We start from the raw sequence: 13,446 nt of genomic DNA on the forward strand, positions 1-13,446 counted from the left end.
GGGAAGGCTAAATCACCCAAGCGTTGCCCGAGTGGCGGAATTGGTAGACGCAGGGGATTCAAAATCCCCCGCCGCAAGGTTTGCCGGTTCGAGTCCGGCCTCGGGTACCACTTGAAATTATTGGACAATTTCCTTTAATTGGGGTCGTCCTGACAATTCCTTGCGCAAAACCCCCGATTTCTACAGTTTATATCTTGTCGGTTCGTTTGATCGGCTGAGTCCGGTGCTGATCTATCGTCACGGGCAGGTTCGATGGCGGGCGGACGAGGCAACATTCCGTAGAATCGCTTTTTGTGGTAGGAATGGTTCATCTTGGCATTTCAAAGGCGCTGTTATGGGAGCCCACGACACAGATTTCATCGAAGCGGGACGTGGTGAAAAAGTCATCCTGATCCATTCAAGCGTCGCAGGCGCCAGACAGTGGCGCAGTTTGATGGCGGCACTTGCGGATGAATTCCATGTCATTGCGATTAATCTGTTCGGGTATGGGAAAACGCGCGCTTGGGGAGCGGACAGCGGGGCGCAACGGCTGGAAGATCAAGCCAGATTGATCGAGCCTTTCCTACCGGAAAAAGGCGAACAATTCTCGCTTGTCGGGCATTCGTTTGGCGGGAGCGTCGCAATGAAAGCGGCTGCGTTGTTCAGGGAGCAGGTAAACCGTCTGGTCCTGATAGAGCCGAATCCGTTTTACCTTTTGGACAAGCACGGGCGCGCCGCCGCCTATCAAGAGGCTGTGACCCTGCGCGATCTGATCAAGGCACACGGCAAAGCCGGATCGTGGGAGATCGCTGCCGAAAAATTTGCCGATTACTGGACCGGAGCAGGCAGTTGGAACGCCATGCCTGACGACCGCAAGGAAAAGTTTTCCCAAGCATTAAAGCCGAATTTTCATGAGTGGGATGCGGTAATGAAGGAAGAAACCTCCCTGCGAGAATGGGAAAGGGATCTGCCCGCGCAGACGACCGTTCTAACCGCCGCCGACACGGTCAATTCCATCGACGAGATATATGAACTGCTGCGCCAGAATATCTCGGGGTGGAATTTTGAGCAGATCGACAAGGGGGGCCACATGGCGGTCCTAAGCAGCCCCGAGCAGGTTAATCCGCGCATCATCGCCGCTTTGCGCTGATCGCCTGCCAGACGCTAACCAAGCCTGAGCGCTGCACCACCACATCGAAAATCTGACCATGTGCGTGATCCTGCGTGGTTATAAACCTGTCTAAATCGGCCCTGAGAACGGGCCACGCCTTTGCTTATCCCAACAATGCACGATTTCGCGTTCAAATCGTACATGTTCACGCTTCATTCACTATACGTATGTTCAGGTTCTTGGTTTAACCCCATTTTGTACTCAATAAAATTAGTGGTTGTAACGAGCAAAATACGGCGCAAAGCAGCGTTATGATCCTTGATTTGCGGCACATTCAGGTCTCAACAGGGACGGGGGGATGACATGCTCATTGCTCTGTGCAAGGGGCGCGTTATAACTTTGCGATCACTGGAGTTTGCAAAGATGAATACCTTCCCCGCGCTTTCTGACCGTCATTCCGACCCCGCGATATACCCGCCGGGCGTTGCCTATATGGATGGCCAGTATCTTCCGATAAGCGAGGCGAAGATTTCCGTGCTGGACAACGGATTTCTCCACTCGGATGCGACCTACGATGTTGTGCATGTGTGGCAGGGCGCATTTTTCCGGCTGGACGATCACCTTGATCGGTTCTTTGCCGGAATGGAAAAACTGCATATGTCGATCCCGCTCGATCGCGCTGCAGTGACGGAGATCCTCAAAAACTGCGTGGCACTGTCCGGTTTGAACAACGCCTATGTTGAGTTCATCTGCACGCGGGGAACGTCCCCCACATTCAGCCGCGACCCGCGGGATGCGGTCAACCGATTTATCGCCTTTGCGATTCCCTTCGCCTCGGTTGCCAACCCTGAACAGATGGACCGTGGCCTTCATGTCGCTGTTACCGATCTGGTCCGGATTCCGCCTGCGTCAGTTGATCCGACCGTGAAGAACTATCACTGGCTGGATCTGGTTCAAGGATTATACGCGGCCTATGCGCAGGGCGCTGAAACTGCGATCCTTTTGGATGCCGAGGGGAATATTGCCGAAGGTCCCGGTTTCAACGTTTTCGCTGTGAAGGAAGGGAAAATCTACACGCCCGAATACGGGGTGTTGTTGGGGATAACGCGCCAGACCATCTTTGACATCGGTAAAGACTTGCAGATCCCTTATGTGACGGGTGATCTGTCGCCCGAGGATCTACGGCTGGCGGATGAAGTGTTCGTGACCTCTACCGCAGGCGGGGTGATGCCTGTGACCAAGGTTGATAACACATTCATCGGAACCGGATCGGTCGGGCCGATAACTCAGCAAATCACCCGAGCCTATTGGCAGATGCACAAGGACGACCGCTTTCGCACAGAGATAAGCTATCCCTGAAACGGTCCTTCAAAACGTAATCACGGGCCTTCTGTTCCGCCGATCTACTGCCAGCTAGCGGGCGGTATGTCTGATTGTAGCTATTGTTCGCCCCCTCACGACCCACCGTTTCCCTTGTGCTCAGCTACAAACTCCGGTTGATCTGTGGGCAATCCCCTTGGGGAAATGAAACGCATGCTTACATAGGCTGATATGAAACATTTTTCTCTTCTCGATCTCTCACCTGTCCCCGAAGGCCAGACCACGGGGCAGGCTTTGCAAAATACGGTTGAACTGGCGCAGCTGGCGGAAAAGGCGGGGTATCATCGCTACTGGCTGGCGGAGCATCACAATATGCCCGGCATTGCCAGTGCTGCGACCGCTGTGGTTATTGGCCACGTGGCGGGGGCGACCTCGACCATGCGTGTGGGGGCAGGGGGTATTATGCTACCCAACCACGCGCCTTTAATGGTGGCTGAGGCGTTCGGCACGCTCGCCACGCTTTATCCCGACCGGATTGATCTCGGGCTCGGGCGGGCACCCGGGACGGATATGGCAACTGCGCGGGCCTTGCGGCGGCATATGTCGCCGGAAGATACTTTTGTGCAGGACGTGCAGGAGTTGATGGGCTATTTCGACGATATGCCCGACAATGCTCCGGTGCGTGCCATTCCGGGTGTTGGCACACAGGTGCCGGTCTATATCCTCGGGTCGAGCCTCTATGGGGCGCAACTGGCGGCGATGCTGGGGCTGCCTTATGCTTTTGCCAGCCATTTTGCCCCTGCCATGCTGGATCAGGCGCTGGATGTGTACCGTCGATCTTTCAAGCCGTCACCCATTCTGTCCGAACCTTATGTGATGGTCGCAGCCGGAGTTTGCGCGGCGGATACGGATGCACAGGCAGAATATTTGCGCTCCTCGCAATTGCTGGCTTTTGCGCGATTGCGCACGGGCAAACCGGGCAAGCTGCCGCTGCCTGTGGATGATGTGAAAGCGCAAATCCCTCCTGCCGTGATGGAAGGCGTGGAACATGCGCTGTCAGTGTCCGCGGTTGGTGCGCCGGATACTGTGAACAGCCAGCTTGAAATCATTCTGGACCGCTACAAACCGGACGAATTGATCGTCACGGCGATGATTCACGATCATCAGGCGCGGCTGCGGTCTTTCGAGATTGCAGCGGATGTGATGTCAGGGCTGGTAAAGCCCTGACAGGATTGAAATGGCTTAAACGTCAACCCAGCCATCGGGTGTCTTCATCCGGTGGTGAATGGTGTTTTGCTGTCCCAGCGTCTGTTCCAGAAAGCAGCCCCTTTTCGCAGCTTCGATCAGTTCGATAACCTTGTCCTGCGGATCGTCGCTGTCGATCAATACGTCGATTTCAAATGACTTCGGCGCGGTTTCGTAGACGCGGCCCTTGGCCTCCCAGTTCCAAACAACGCGGGTTTCCACGTCCAGATCCTTCACTGTTACCTTCAGCCGTTTCGCAAAGGCGCGGATTTGCGTCATGATGCAGCCCGTCAGTCCCCCGACAAACAGCGCCAGTGGCGGCGGGGCAGAGGCATCACCGCCGTGAAAGCTGCCTTCATCTGTGGCCATGTGGAAGGGGCCTTCGGCAAAGGGCTGTGACATGGTAACTTCCAGATCATTGCGCATCTTTCCGGTGGCGTGGCCTTTACAGTCAAACTGCACCAGTGCCTGTTGCGGTTGCTCTTCTGTATCGCTCATGGGAATTACCTCTCGTTCCAGTGGATCATCGGCAAGCCGGCCACGGGGGATTTGAAATAGGGGATAGTGGTGCCGCGCAGGCTGCCAATGTAGACGTTCGTCAGATCGGGTCCGCCGAAAGTGATACTGGCCATCCAGTTGGCGATGCTGCCTCCGCAGGCCAGTTGTAAATCGGGTGTGACCTTGTCTTGCGCAAAAGCCTTTAGCAGCGCCTTACCTTCGGGGGAGCCATTGTCGTCATCCAACAGGATACGCAGATCCCCGTCGGGCGTGATCGCAAAGATGCGGTCGGTCATCACATGGGTGCCCCAGAGATTGCCATAGGCGTCAAAGGCGATCCCGTCGATAAAGGCGTTGTGGCTTTCGGGGCCAAATGTTTCTCGCCCGCTCAGGTCTCCGTTGTCGGCCACCTGAAAGCGGGTGATCCTCATTCCACAGGTTTCCACGGCGTAAAGATGGCTTTCATTCCCATCAAAGCGTATTTCATTGGTGAAATGCAGCCCGTCCGCCATGATCCGCAGGCCCTTTTCATCGGCCATAGCGATAAAGCCGTCGATGATGTTCGGACTACAAGCCTCCATCCAGTTCGGGATCGTGGTGGAAACCGTCAGCCACAGGCGGTCCTTGCTGTCGCGCAGCACAAAGTTGACCTTGCCAATGGGCTTGCCGTTGATGCTGTCGTAAAGCACCTCGCTGTCGCCTGTGCGCTTCATCAGTTCAAGCCGGTCGGTTCCGAAGTTCGAAATCAGGATGTCGCCACTGCGGGCAAAAGCCAGTCCGTTGGGCAGGGTGCCGGTGGTAAAGCGGCTGGCGTCATCACTGGCTTGGGCAAAGCCGGTCTCAACCTTTTGCGCGATCAGGGTCTGGGTTCCGTCTGGGCGTATGTGTACCACACCGCCCCGTGCGTCCGCTGACCAGAGCGAGCCGTCCGGTTCCGCCAGAATACATTCGGGGCGTTGTAGGTCCGTGCCAACTGTATTCAGGCTGTCCGGGTCGATCGCAAAGCCGTCGATGGGATTTCCCATGGCTTAGGCTCCTTTAACGATCCGGTTTGCGAGAATGCCGATTTTCTCGATCTCCAGTTCAAATCTGTCGCCATCCGACAGACGTTTGCCCAGTTCCAGACCGCAGCCGGTGCCAACCGTGCCAGAGCCGATGACTTCCCCTGCATAGACGGTTTCGCAGGCCGAGATATGGGCCAGAATTGCGCCAAAGTCGTGGTGCATCTGGCGGCTGTTGCCACCGCCCCAGCGTTCGCCGTTCACCCGTGCCTCCATATCCAGTGCAACGGGATGTGGGACTTCGTCAGCGGTTAGGATATAAGGGCCAAGGATGTTTCCGGTGTCAAAATCCTTGCCTTTACAGGGGCCAAGCTGCCCCGGCATTTCTGCCATTTGTGCATCACGCGCGGATACATCGTTCAGGATCGTATACCCGAAAATATGGTTGATCCCGTCTTCGGCCCTAATATTCTTGCCGGTTTTGCCAACAACGATGGCCAGTTCCAGTTCAAAATCCAGATGCTCGGCATAGGTGGGCCACTGCACGTCTATGCCATGCCCGATAAAGGACATGCGGTTGCCTTTGTAATAGATCGGCTGCTGATACCAGACGTCCGGCACCTCGTGTTTGCGGCCTGTGGTTTCTTCCATCACTTTAAAACAATTGGTCAGGTGATCCTCAAACACCAGACAATCCCGGTATTGCACTGGCATGATCGGGGGCAGAAAGGTCACATCCGCCTGCGCAATCGTGGCGGATTGCTGGGGGTGATCGACCAGCCCGCGGGCAATGCTGAGCCCCCTTTGTCCGGAGTCAATCAGGCTCTGCATAGAGGTGAAATCCCCGTCATCCTGTCCGGCGGCTTTGGCTGCGGCACGCAGATTAAGAAGACGGTCGTCATAAATTGCAGCCACCAGCAGCGGGCGGTCGTTGTAGGTAACAGTGGCAAGGCGCATCGGAATTACTCCGTGAAAATGGCAACGGCGCGGGTGAAACCGGCGGAGGCTGCCTTGATTTTGAAAGGGAAGCAGGAAATCTCAAATCCGGTCGCGGGCAGGCTCTCCAGATTGCTGAGTTTTTCCATGTGGCAATAGCCGATGTCCATACTGGCGCGGTGGCCTTCCCAGATGATTGAGGGGTCTTTGGTTTCGGCATAAATCTTTGCGGTCAGGGCAAAGGGGGCGTCCCAGCTCCACGCGTCTGTTCCGGTGACGCGCACGCCCCGTTCGGTCAGATACAACGTCGCCTCGCGGCCCATGCCGCAGCCTTTCAACAGGTAATCCGGCTGGCCATAGGCGGCACCGGCAGAGGTGTTCACCACAACAATATCAAGGGGTTGTATTTCGTGATTGATGCGTTTCAGTTCCGCCTCTATGTCCTGCGCTGTGACCAGATAACCGTCCTCGAAATGGCGGAAGTCCAGTTTGACGCCGGGGTTCATGCACCATTCCAGCGGCACTTCGTCGATGGTGATCGCGCGCTCTCCGTTGCTCATGGTGGAGTGGTGGTGGTAGGGCGCGTCCAGATGGGTGCCGCAGTGGGTGGCCACGGTCAGTTTTTCAACCGCCCAGCCTTCACCCCCCGGAAGGTCCTCTTTCTGGAGACCGGGGAAGAAGGATAAAACCTGCTCGGCGGTTTGCTCGTGGGTCATATATTCGATTTCAGGCAGCATGATCGGCGGGTCCGAGGCAATGCCGGTTTCCAGCGGAACAGAGAGATCTACAAAGCGACGGGGCATAATATGTCCTTTCCTAAAGCAATGCCGTGGCGAGTTGCGGGAAGGCGAGCACAAGGCCGAGCACCACCAGCATCAACACCGCAAAGGGCGCTGCGCCATAAAAGATGTCCCCGAGCGTGATGCTCGGATCATCCAGAGAAGATTTGATCACAAAGACCGATATGCCAAAGGGCGGTGTCAGCAGCCCGATTTCAACGGCGATGATGGTGATGATTCCGAACCAGATCAGATCCACTTGCAACAGGGACAGAACCGGCAGCATCAAGGGCACGAGGATCAGCATGATTGACGAACTGTCCAGAATGGTGCCCATCAGGATCACCAGCAGCACATAGGCAAGGATCACGCCCCAATAGCCGATTTCCGCGGTTGCAACAAAATTGCCAAAGCCCGCAGGTACGCCGCTTAGGGCCAGCATCCGCGAATACATTTGTGCTGCAATGATCAGAAAGGAAATCGCGGCGGTGATCAGGCCGGTATCGGTCAGAACCTCCCAGAAATCCTTTAGGGTAAGGGCGCGGCGCAGCAATCCGATGATGATAGCACCGGAACAGCCAATGGCACCGGCCTCAATCGGGGTGAAGAACCCGCCGTAAATCCCGCCCAGAACCAGACCGATCAACGCGGCGATGGGCAGACCTTTGGCCAATACCTCCCGCGTGGTCAGCGTATCCGTATCGTCAGAAGGATCGGTAATGCCCTCGCCAATCAGTTTGGGCTTGAACAGAGCCACCAGAAAGATCCCGAGGCAGAACACAAAGGCCAGCAACAGTCCGGGCAAAACGCCGGCGATGAACAGGTCCCCGACGGATTGTTCCGTCAGCAGGCCATAGAGGATCAAAAGCAGGCTTGGCGGGATCAACATCCCGAGCACCGAAGATCCGGCGACAACCCCGACAGAAAACCGCTTGGAATAACCGTGGCGGCGCATTTCTGGTACGGCAATGCGTGTGAAGACTGCCGCAGAAGCAATTGAAATTCCTGTAATAGCTGCAAAAATGGCATTGGCCCCGACCGTGCCAAAACCAAGCCCGCCGCGGACCCGCCGGAACATATGATTTGCCACGTCAAAAGCATCGCGCCCCATGCCCGTGACCGAAACGATAAACCCCATCATGATGAACAGCGGAACCACGCCGAAGAAATAGCTCGATATGGTTTCAGAGGCGGCCAGCGCCAGCAGCTTGCCTGCCAGCAGAGGCGACCCCTTGATCAACCAGACGCCGACGAAAGACGACAACATCAGCGCAAAGGGCACCCAGAACCCCAGATACACCATGACAACCATCGCACCAAAGGAGGTCAGGCCAATTTCAAACGGGCTCATGACGTGGGACCTTTCGCAGCGAACAGCGCGAACAGGCTGGTTACGGCATGCAGCACCAGTTGCACCAAAAGGGCCGCACAGCCAATCAGGATGATCAGTTTCACCGGCCAGATCGGGGCGGTGAAATCGCCCACTGTGCCTTCATAGGTGCCTCGTACCCATGCTTTGACGAACAGGGGCTCACTTGCCGCATAAAGCTGCCAGATCAATGCGATAGCGGCCAGAGTGAATATCAATTCCAACAAGCTGCGCAGGCGCGGTGCGCGTTTCTGGATGTAATCGAGCACCGCATCGGTGCGGGTCAGACGGCCTTTACGAAACGCTTGCGCCACTTGCAAAAAGACGATGGCGACGATGGACATTGAGACGATTTCAGGCACGCCCGACACGGGGGTGTTAAACCCCACGCGCCCGATCACATCGGCATTCACCAGCACCATTACCGCAAGGATCAAAAGGGTGCCGATCACGTTCAGCACAAGCGTCATTACGTCTGCAATCCGGCGGATGCACTGAAACCACGGCGGCAGAAACGCCTGCCCGGAGTCGGCATGAAAATCGGTCATAATCGAAAGGTCCAGTCAGCTTGGAAAAAAAGGGGCGGGCAAACGACCCGCCCCAGTCAGGGAGATTACTCTTGATCCCAGTTGCGAACCGGCGTTGCACCCGCCTCGCGCATGGTGTCCATGTAGGATTTCAAAACGCGGGTGCCGCCAACGCCGTCCGCATCCAGCTTGTCGGCCCAGATTTTGGCAACATTATCCATGCCGTCGGCCCATTCCTTGCGGAAGGCTTCGTCCACCTGTTTAACGGTCGCACCGTTTTCTTCCATGATGCTCAGGAATTTGCCAACGGTTGCGTCCAGATCCTTGTGATAGGCGATCCGGTTGGTAATCGCCGCCCCTTTCAGGGCCTTCTGCACCATCGGGGGCAGGGCGTCATACCAGTCCTTATTGGCCGCGATACCACCGGCATATTGCGCACCGAACCCGATGCGGGTCACATGGGGCGCAACCTCATACAGCTTGCCCGGCACAGCGGCAGAGGCAAAGACGATCACACCGTCATAAACGCCGGTTTTGATCTCGTTGTAATAGGTGGTCAGGTTGCCCGAGACCCCGACAGCGCCAGTGCCTTTCAGCCAGTTCACAGCCGGACCGGGCGCGCCGATCTTCTTGCCTTCGAGATCCGAAATGCTGTCCACGGGGAAATTGGTCATCAGCAGATAGTCGTCGATGCCCGTAGCCCCGCCCAGATATTCCAGACCGTTTGCCTCCCACGCCGCCTTCATATCCGCATCTGTGGCCTGTAGTTTGTCCATCCATTCCGCCACAACGGTAGAGTCGCTGGATACAAACGGCGTGAAATAGGTGACGTTCTGCACGGCGAGCTTGGCCGGATCAAACAGGCTCGACACCAGACCGATTTCCGCGAGCCCTTCCTCGGTTGCTTCCAGTTCGTCACCCACTTTGGCCAGCGACCCGCCGTATTGCTCGCTCCAGTTGATGGTATATTCCGAATCCTCCAGCGCGGCATTCACCGCCGGAATAAAGGTCTGGCTGACGTGTTTTACCCAGCGGAAAACCGGGGGATGTCCGGCCACCACCGTGGCGCTGATTTCTTCGGCCGTGGCAGGGGGCGCGGCGACAGTCGCTCCGGCCAATAGGGCCACCGCTACGGCGCTGTTTTTAATCAAATGTTTCATTCTTTTCCTCCCAGAAGTGAATTTCGATAGTATATAATCAGCCAAGCGCCCTGATACCGGAGCAGATGAACGGGACGATCTTGGTCAACATCTCATCCGCATCCCCGTCGTCGCACAGACCATCGGACAGGCGGGCCGGACGTCCGGTCTTGGCCATCATGGTCATGCCCACGCCAATGGCAAACATATAGGCCCAAACCGCATTGGCGCGGGTCAGGCCGGGTTCTACCTGCATAAAGGCGCGGATGAATTTCTGCGCGATAGGGTCGTAGTATTTCTCGGTCAGCAGTTGTTCCCGCTCCGTTGCGGAATTGGCTGTCGTAACCAGAATCTGCGCAAAGGCACCGCCGTCACTGGCTTGCGAGAGTCCGGCCTCAATGGTGGGGCGGAACAGCGCCTCAACGATCGGTTCTAGATCGGGCCTCTGCGCCTGTTGCAATATCTGGTCCAGTAGCATGGCCCGCGTTTCATTGATCTGTTTCGACCGGCGCGACACCATAGCCTCAAACAGAACTTCCTTGGATTTGAAATGATAGTGGATCAACCCCTGCGCCACTCCCGCACGCTCCGCAATCTCGCGCATGGTGGCACCTTCGTAACCGCAGCGGGCAAAGACGGTTTCAGACGCATCCAGAATAGCATCAAAACGGGATTCCTTAGCCGCGGAAAGAGATTCCACCCCTGCTGACTGCGCCTTCGTCTGTCCCAAAATCAAAGCCCTCCCAAGCCCGTGATTTCCACTGAACGGAAATTAACTGGTCACTCAGTCAGTATTTGAAAGGGCGCGAGTCGTGTCAAGAGCGCGGGCGTAGTGACGTACGGGAATAAGGTTGGACTGACTGGGGAACGAGAGTGAATGGCGGAGAGACAGGGATTGTCCGACGAAATTACAAATCGTTTAAAATCAATAACTTGTGAAGGGTATTAGCGGACAAATAGTATCACATTTAGTATCCAAAACACTATCCAAGTTACCCCAAATTTACCCTGTCAAGCGGATTTTGCATCTTTTTCACGTGGCTCTGGTTGATCCGACAGTTAATGATTCCATTACATTTGATGCTGATCAATCAAATCAGCGATTTCAGATTCATCAAATGGTAGACCGTCAGGCGCTGGTGACATTAATTCGAAATGGGCAATATCACTTTTACTATTTTTGAATAGCCAAACTGCCAACAACAGCCAAATTTGTGTTGCGGCGTCTTCGTCCATTTCTGGTAGTTCGTCCATAATGGCTATTGCTTCGTCTACTGGCACTTCTGCGCGATCTAATCGCCCTACTAGTTTGTGACCATTTTTCATCAAATAAAGTGGCGCTTTATTCATTACATTAAACATCTTGTTTCCTCTTATATCTTATCATGAATCAATTCGGCTATTTCTGCGTCATATCTTTCAACGGTTCTTAAAATATCGTCTACTTCTTGTGAAAAAAATGACATTGGCTTTTTTTCTTTTGATGACCTGTCAAATTCGTCTTCAATTATCGCAATCACCATTAACGCCACACGCTCTTTAAATTGTTGTCTATTCATTATTGCACCTTTTTCAAAAGCTGTTCTTTCTTTTTTTCAAACGCTCTTTGACGTGCTTTTGCGCGCACGGTAATCGCTTTTACTTCTTTGTTGTAAGCTTCTATATTTCGTAAAATTTGGTAAGGGCTAATATATTCGTTTTCCATTTTGGTATTCCTCTTTGTTTTGTTGTTCATACCTTTATTTAGTAAATCGCGATTTTTGCCCCTTGACCGGATAAGAAATGGAATTTAGAAAAACGACAGGAACAATAACAAAACGGAGTTTAAAAAAATGAAAATGGATTTTTCGAATATGTCTTTGGAAGAACTGATGGATGCACAGCAACAGTTGACCAACGCCATTGAAAACAAAAAAGAAGAAGCTATTGCTGATTTGAAAGAAAAAGCTGAAATGCTTGGACTCACAAAAGAAGATTTGTTTGGAACAAAGACACGCAAGAAAGCTGCACCAGTTTTCCGCCATCCTGACGATCATTCACTAACTTGTGGCGCTGCTGGACGAAAGCCAGCTTGGTTCGCAGAGGCTGTTGAAAAGTACGGTGAAGACGCTGTTCGGATCGAAAACCAGTAATCATATCCCCTGCTTAGTAAAAAACCGCGTCATTTGATTGTGACGCGGTTTTTTTTTATTTTTCGATTATTCGTTTTATTTTCTCACAGTGGTGTTGTGCCTGTTGCAGTAAAAAAATGTCATATTCTGTAATTTTCGTTGTTTGCACGTAGTAAATTGATGCGAATAGGATAGCTGCAATAATGATCATGATCATGATTACACGCCAATGCCAATTTCTGCTAAAATATCTGGTGTAAACGCCTCTTTTTTACCATCCACAATTTTCTTTTTAATCGCGTCATCATAATCAATTTGAAAAGACGCATAGGTAGCTTTGAAATCGGTTTCGGCAGAAAATGCTTCTTTTCTATTTGGGTGCACCCTATGCGCCAATAGCTCAACTGTTGCACCATTCTTTGAACTTAAATTTTTGATACGATATTCCAACATTCGCGTGGAACCGTGTTTTATCCAAATATACCCGTCTGGCATGGTGACACGTGCAAGATATGTGAAAGCAGCTTCGTTGCCGTTTCTAGCGCCACTTAGATCACACTCGCGGCAACGAATGGACGAACGGACTAGATTGCTGGAATGGACAGTCTTTGGTGCACCACAATTTTCACATTCAAGCTCAACGTGAGCTTTTTTAGTGGAACGTCCGACATATTCAAACCCGCGCTCTTCTGCTGATGCTATGTATAAATCTGTTGTTTCTTTTCTTGTTTCGCCATGAATCCTGCATTTTAGTGAACGTGTTTGGCTGTACAAATGGCCATGACTGACTTCTTTGACGCAATCACAAGTTTTGTTTTTTAATCTAACTTTCTTTTTTCCATTCGAATTTGTGATTTCTGATACAATATCCCAATCTTTGGCGGCTGCAATTTTTTTTAATTTGTTTGTAATCATTTCCTTTCTCTTTGTTTAATGTCTTGTTCAGTAGAAATTCTCATTTCTTATTATTATTTAGTAAAAACGAAATTTTGGGATTATTTAAATGAAACACCAGAATAACCAATTTTTTGACGTAGGGCGGCGATGTGCTCTTGCCTCAATCTATTTTCTTTGTCTCTCCAAACTTGCTGTTCCTGATCTGTCATTGGCGTCAAGTTGTACCAACTTTCATTACCGCCAGCCCAAAAATGATTCAGATAATATTGTTCCCTTTCAATAACGTAATTATAACTGGTTGAGTGATCCAAAATAACACGAGAAAAATATTCGGGATTTTCGTTAAATGCCTCAACAAACAATTTTCCACTACCAGCATAGCAATAGCCTTTCTGTCCATTGTGAACGCCAATATATTTCATACCGTTCTTTTCATTTTCCCAAAGGTAAACAAACGGGTCACATTGCGTGACAGTGTTTGCAGTAAATTTGTTTCGAGCCAATATCTCATTCTTAATATATAGTGACATTTTT

17 protein-coding genes and 1 tRNA gene are annotated in these 13,446 nt (G+C 52.7%); 5 read left to right on the plus strand and 13 right to left on the minus strand.

Annotation, left to right across the window (positions count from 1 at the left end):
- The first annotated feature begins 25 nt into the window (after positions 1 to 25).
- From BFV97_RS08305 to BFV97_RS08320, 4 genes are all read left to right on the plus strand, one after another.
- Positions 26 to 110, plus strand: a tRNA-Leu gene (locus BFV97_RS08305).
- Between the two features lie 224 nt (positions 111 to 334).
- Positions 335 to 1,129, plus strand: a complete 795-nt coding sequence (locus BFV97_RS08310; RefSeq protein ID WP_069299865.1) for an alpha/beta fold hydrolase — start codon at positions 335 to 337, stop codon at positions 1,127 to 1,129.
- A 384-nt stretch (positions 1,130 to 1,513) separates the two neighbouring features.
- Positions 1,514 to 2,449 (plus strand): aminotransferase class IV, encoded by a 936-nt coding sequence (locus BFV97_RS08315; RefSeq protein WP_069299866.1) that lies wholly within the window; start codon positions 1,514 to 1,516, stop codon positions 2,447 to 2,449.
- A 192-nt stretch (positions 2,450 to 2,641) separates the two neighbouring features.
- The gene (locus BFV97_RS08320) at positions 2,642 to 3,637 is read left to right on the plus strand and encodes an LLM class flavin-dependent oxidoreductase (protein ID WP_069299867.1); all 996 of its coding nucleotides are present in this window, start codon (positions 2,642 to 2,644) and stop codon (positions 3,635 to 3,637) included.
- A 15-nt stretch (positions 3,638 to 3,652) separates the two neighbouring features.
- Here the strand turns inward: BFV97_RS08320 and BFV97_RS08325 are convergent, their stop codons facing one another.
- The 11 genes from BFV97_RS08325 to BFV97_RS18705 form a co-directional block, all read right to left on the minus strand.
- Positions 3,653 to 4,153, minus strand: coding sequence for an OsmC family protein (locus tag BFV97_RS08325; protein ID WP_069299868.1), 501 nt, complete (start codon positions 4,151 to 4,153; stop codon positions 3,653 to 3,655).
- Between the two features lie 5 nt (positions 4,154 to 4,158).
- Complete coding sequence (locus BFV97_RS08330; protein WP_069299869.1) at positions 4,159 to 5,178, minus strand: SMP-30/gluconolactonase/LRE family protein; 1,020 nt, start codon at positions 5,176 to 5,178, stop codon at positions 4,159 to 4,161.
- Positions 5,179 to 5,181: 3 nt separating this feature from the next.
- Positions 5,182 to 6,111: a fumarylacetoacetate hydrolase family protein gene (locus BFV97_RS08335; RefSeq protein WP_069299870.1), complete on the minus strand. Its 930-nt coding sequence runs from the start codon at positions 6,109 to 6,111 to the stop codon at positions 5,182 to 5,184.
- Positions 6,112 to 6,116: 5 nt separating this feature from the next.
- The gene (locus BFV97_RS08340; protein WP_069299871.1) at positions 6,117 to 6,893 is read right to left on the minus strand and encodes a cyclase family protein; all 777 of its coding nucleotides are present in this window, start codon (positions 6,891 to 6,893) and stop codon (positions 6,117 to 6,119) included.
- A 13-nt stretch (positions 6,894 to 6,906) separates the two neighbouring features.
- Positions 6,907 to 8,220: a TRAP transporter large permease gene (locus BFV97_RS08345; protein ID WP_069299872.1), complete on the minus strand. Its 1,314-nt coding sequence runs from the start codon at positions 8,218 to 8,220 to the stop codon at positions 6,907 to 6,909.
- Positions 8,217 to 8,786 carry a TRAP transporter small permease subunit gene (locus BFV97_RS08350; protein WP_069299873.1) on the minus strand — a complete coding sequence of 190 codons (570 nt, stop codon included), beginning with the start codon at positions 8,784 to 8,786 and terminating at the stop codon, positions 8,217 to 8,219. The genes BFV97_RS08345 and BFV97_RS08350 overlap by 4 nt, the downstream gene beginning before the upstream one ends.
- Before the next feature lie 65 nt (positions 8,787 to 8,851).
- Positions 8,852 to 9,925: a C4-dicarboxylate TRAP transporter substrate-binding protein gene (locus BFV97_RS08355; protein ID WP_069299874.1), complete on the minus strand. Its 1,074-nt coding sequence runs from the start codon at positions 9,923 to 9,925 to the stop codon at positions 8,852 to 8,854.
- 37 nt (positions 9,926 to 9,962) lie between these two features.
- Positions 9,963 to 10,604 carry a TetR/AcrR family transcriptional regulator gene (locus BFV97_RS08360; RefSeq protein WP_216635952.1) on the minus strand — a complete coding sequence of 214 codons (642 nt, stop codon included), beginning with the start codon at positions 10,602 to 10,604 and terminating at the stop codon, positions 9,963 to 9,965.
- 371 nt (positions 10,605 to 10,975) lie between these two features.
- Complete coding sequence (locus tag BFV97_RS08365; RefSeq protein WP_069299875.1) at positions 10,976 to 11,266, minus strand: hypothetical protein; 291 nt, start codon at positions 11,264 to 11,266, stop codon at positions 10,976 to 10,978.
- A gap of 11 nt (positions 11,267 to 11,277) precedes the next feature.
- On the minus strand, positions 11,278 to 11,463 hold the full coding sequence (locus BFV97_RS08370) for a hypothetical protein (protein ID WP_069299876.1): 186 nt from the start codon (positions 11,461 to 11,463) through the stop codon (positions 11,278 to 11,280).
- Positions 11,463 to 11,609, minus strand: a complete 147-nt coding sequence (locus tag BFV97_RS18705) for a hypothetical protein (protein ID WP_157888286.1) — start codon at positions 11,607 to 11,609, stop codon at positions 11,463 to 11,465. Before BFV97_RS18705 ends, BFV97_RS08370 begins: the two co-directional genes overlap by 1 nt.
- 127 nt (positions 11,610 to 11,736) lie before the next feature.
- On the opposite strand from BFV97_RS18705, the gene BFV97_RS08375 reads away from it, so the two are divergent.
- Positions 11,737 to 12,036, plus strand: a complete 300-nt coding sequence (locus tag BFV97_RS08375; RefSeq protein WP_069299877.1) for an H-NS histone family protein — start codon at positions 11,737 to 11,739, stop codon at positions 12,034 to 12,036.
- A gap of 198 nt (positions 12,037 to 12,234) precedes the next feature.
- Here the strand turns inward: BFV97_RS08375 and BFV97_RS18710 are convergent, their stop codons facing one another.
- Both BFV97_RS18710 and BFV97_RS08380 read right to left on the minus strand, forming a co-directional pair.
- Positions 12,235 to 12,930 (minus strand): hypothetical protein, encoded by a 696-nt coding sequence (locus BFV97_RS18710; RefSeq protein ID WP_157888287.1) that lies wholly within the window; start codon positions 12,928 to 12,930, stop codon positions 12,235 to 12,237.
- Between the two features lie 80 nt (positions 12,931 to 13,010).
- Positions 13,011 to 13,442, minus strand: a complete 432-nt coding sequence (locus tag BFV97_RS08380) for a GIY-YIG nuclease family protein (protein WP_069299878.1) — start codon at positions 13,440 to 13,442, stop codon at positions 13,011 to 13,013.
- Positions 13,443 to 13,446: the final 4 nt, after the last annotated feature.

This window comes from Neptunicoccus sediminis (genome assembly GCF_001719615.1).
Classification (GTDB): domain Bacteria; phylum Pseudomonadota; class Alphaproteobacteria; order Rhodobacterales; family Rhodobacteraceae; genus Amylibacter; species Amylibacter sediminis.

What these genes read in the sequence shown, in the direction of transcription:
- BFV97_RS08380 (WP_069299878.1), bottom strand. Translation starts at nt 13,442, where the DNA reads ATGTCACTATATATTAAGAATGAGATATTGGCTCGAAACAAATTTACT.
- BFV97_RS08325 (WP_069299868.1), bottom strand. Translation starts at nt 4,153, where the DNA reads ATGAGCGATACAGAAGAGCAACCGCAACAGGCACTGGTGCAGTTTGAC.
- BFV97_RS08375 (WP_069299877.1), top strand. Translation starts at nt 11,737, where the DNA reads ATGAAAATGGATTTTTCGAATATGTCTTTGGAAGAACTGATGGATGCA.
- BFV97_RS18710 (WP_157888287.1), bottom strand. Translation starts at nt 12,930, where the DNA reads ATGATTACAAACAAATTAAAAAAAATTGCAGCCGCCAAAGATTGGGAT.
- BFV97_RS18705 (WP_157888286.1), bottom strand. Translation starts at nt 11,609, where the DNA reads ATGGAAAACGAATATATTAGCCCTTACCAAATTTTACGAAATATAGAA.
- BFV97_RS08350 (WP_069299873.1), bottom strand. Translation starts at nt 8,786, where the DNA reads ATGACCGATTTTCATGCCGACTCCGGGCAGGCGTTTCTGCCGCCGTGG.
- BFV97_RS08315 (WP_069299866.1), top strand. Translation starts at nt 1,514, where the DNA reads ATGAATACCTTCCCCGCGCTTTCTGACCGTCATTCCGACCCCGCGATA.
- BFV97_RS08370 (WP_069299876.1), bottom strand. Translation starts at nt 11,463, where the DNA reads ATGAATAGACAACAATTTAAAGAGCGTGTGGCGTTAATGGTGATTGCG.
- BFV97_RS08320 (WP_069299867.1), top strand. Translation starts at nt 2,642, where the DNA reads ATGAAACATTTTTCTCTTCTCGATCTCTCACCTGTCCCCGAAGGCCAG.
- BFV97_RS08330 (WP_069299869.1), bottom strand. Translation starts at nt 5,178, where the DNA reads ATGGGAAATCCCATCGACGGCTTTGCGATCGACCCGGACAGCCTGAAT.
- BFV97_RS08340 (WP_069299871.1), bottom strand. Translation starts at nt 6,893, where the DNA reads ATGCCCCGTCGCTTTGTAGATCTCTCTGTTCCGCTGGAAACCGGCATT.
- BFV97_RS08345 (WP_069299872.1), bottom strand. Translation starts at nt 8,220, where the DNA reads ATGAGCCCGTTTGAAATTGGCCTGACCTCCTTTGGTGCGATGGTTGTC.
- BFV97_RS08310 (WP_069299865.1), top strand. Translation starts at nt 335, where the DNA reads ATGGGAGCCCACGACACAGATTTCATCGAAGCGGGACGTGGTGAAAAA.
- BFV97_RS08365 (WP_069299875.1), bottom strand. Translation starts at nt 11,266, where the DNA reads ATGTTTAATGTAATGAATAAAGCGCCACTTTATTTGATGAAAAATGGT.
- BFV97_RS08355 (WP_069299874.1), bottom strand. Translation starts at nt 9,925, where the DNA reads ATGAAACATTTGATTAAAAACAGCGCCGTAGCGGTGGCCCTATTGGCC.
- BFV97_RS08335 (WP_069299870.1), bottom strand. Translation starts at nt 6,111, where the DNA reads ATGCGCCTTGCCACTGTTACCTACAACGACCGCCCGCTGCTGGTGGCT.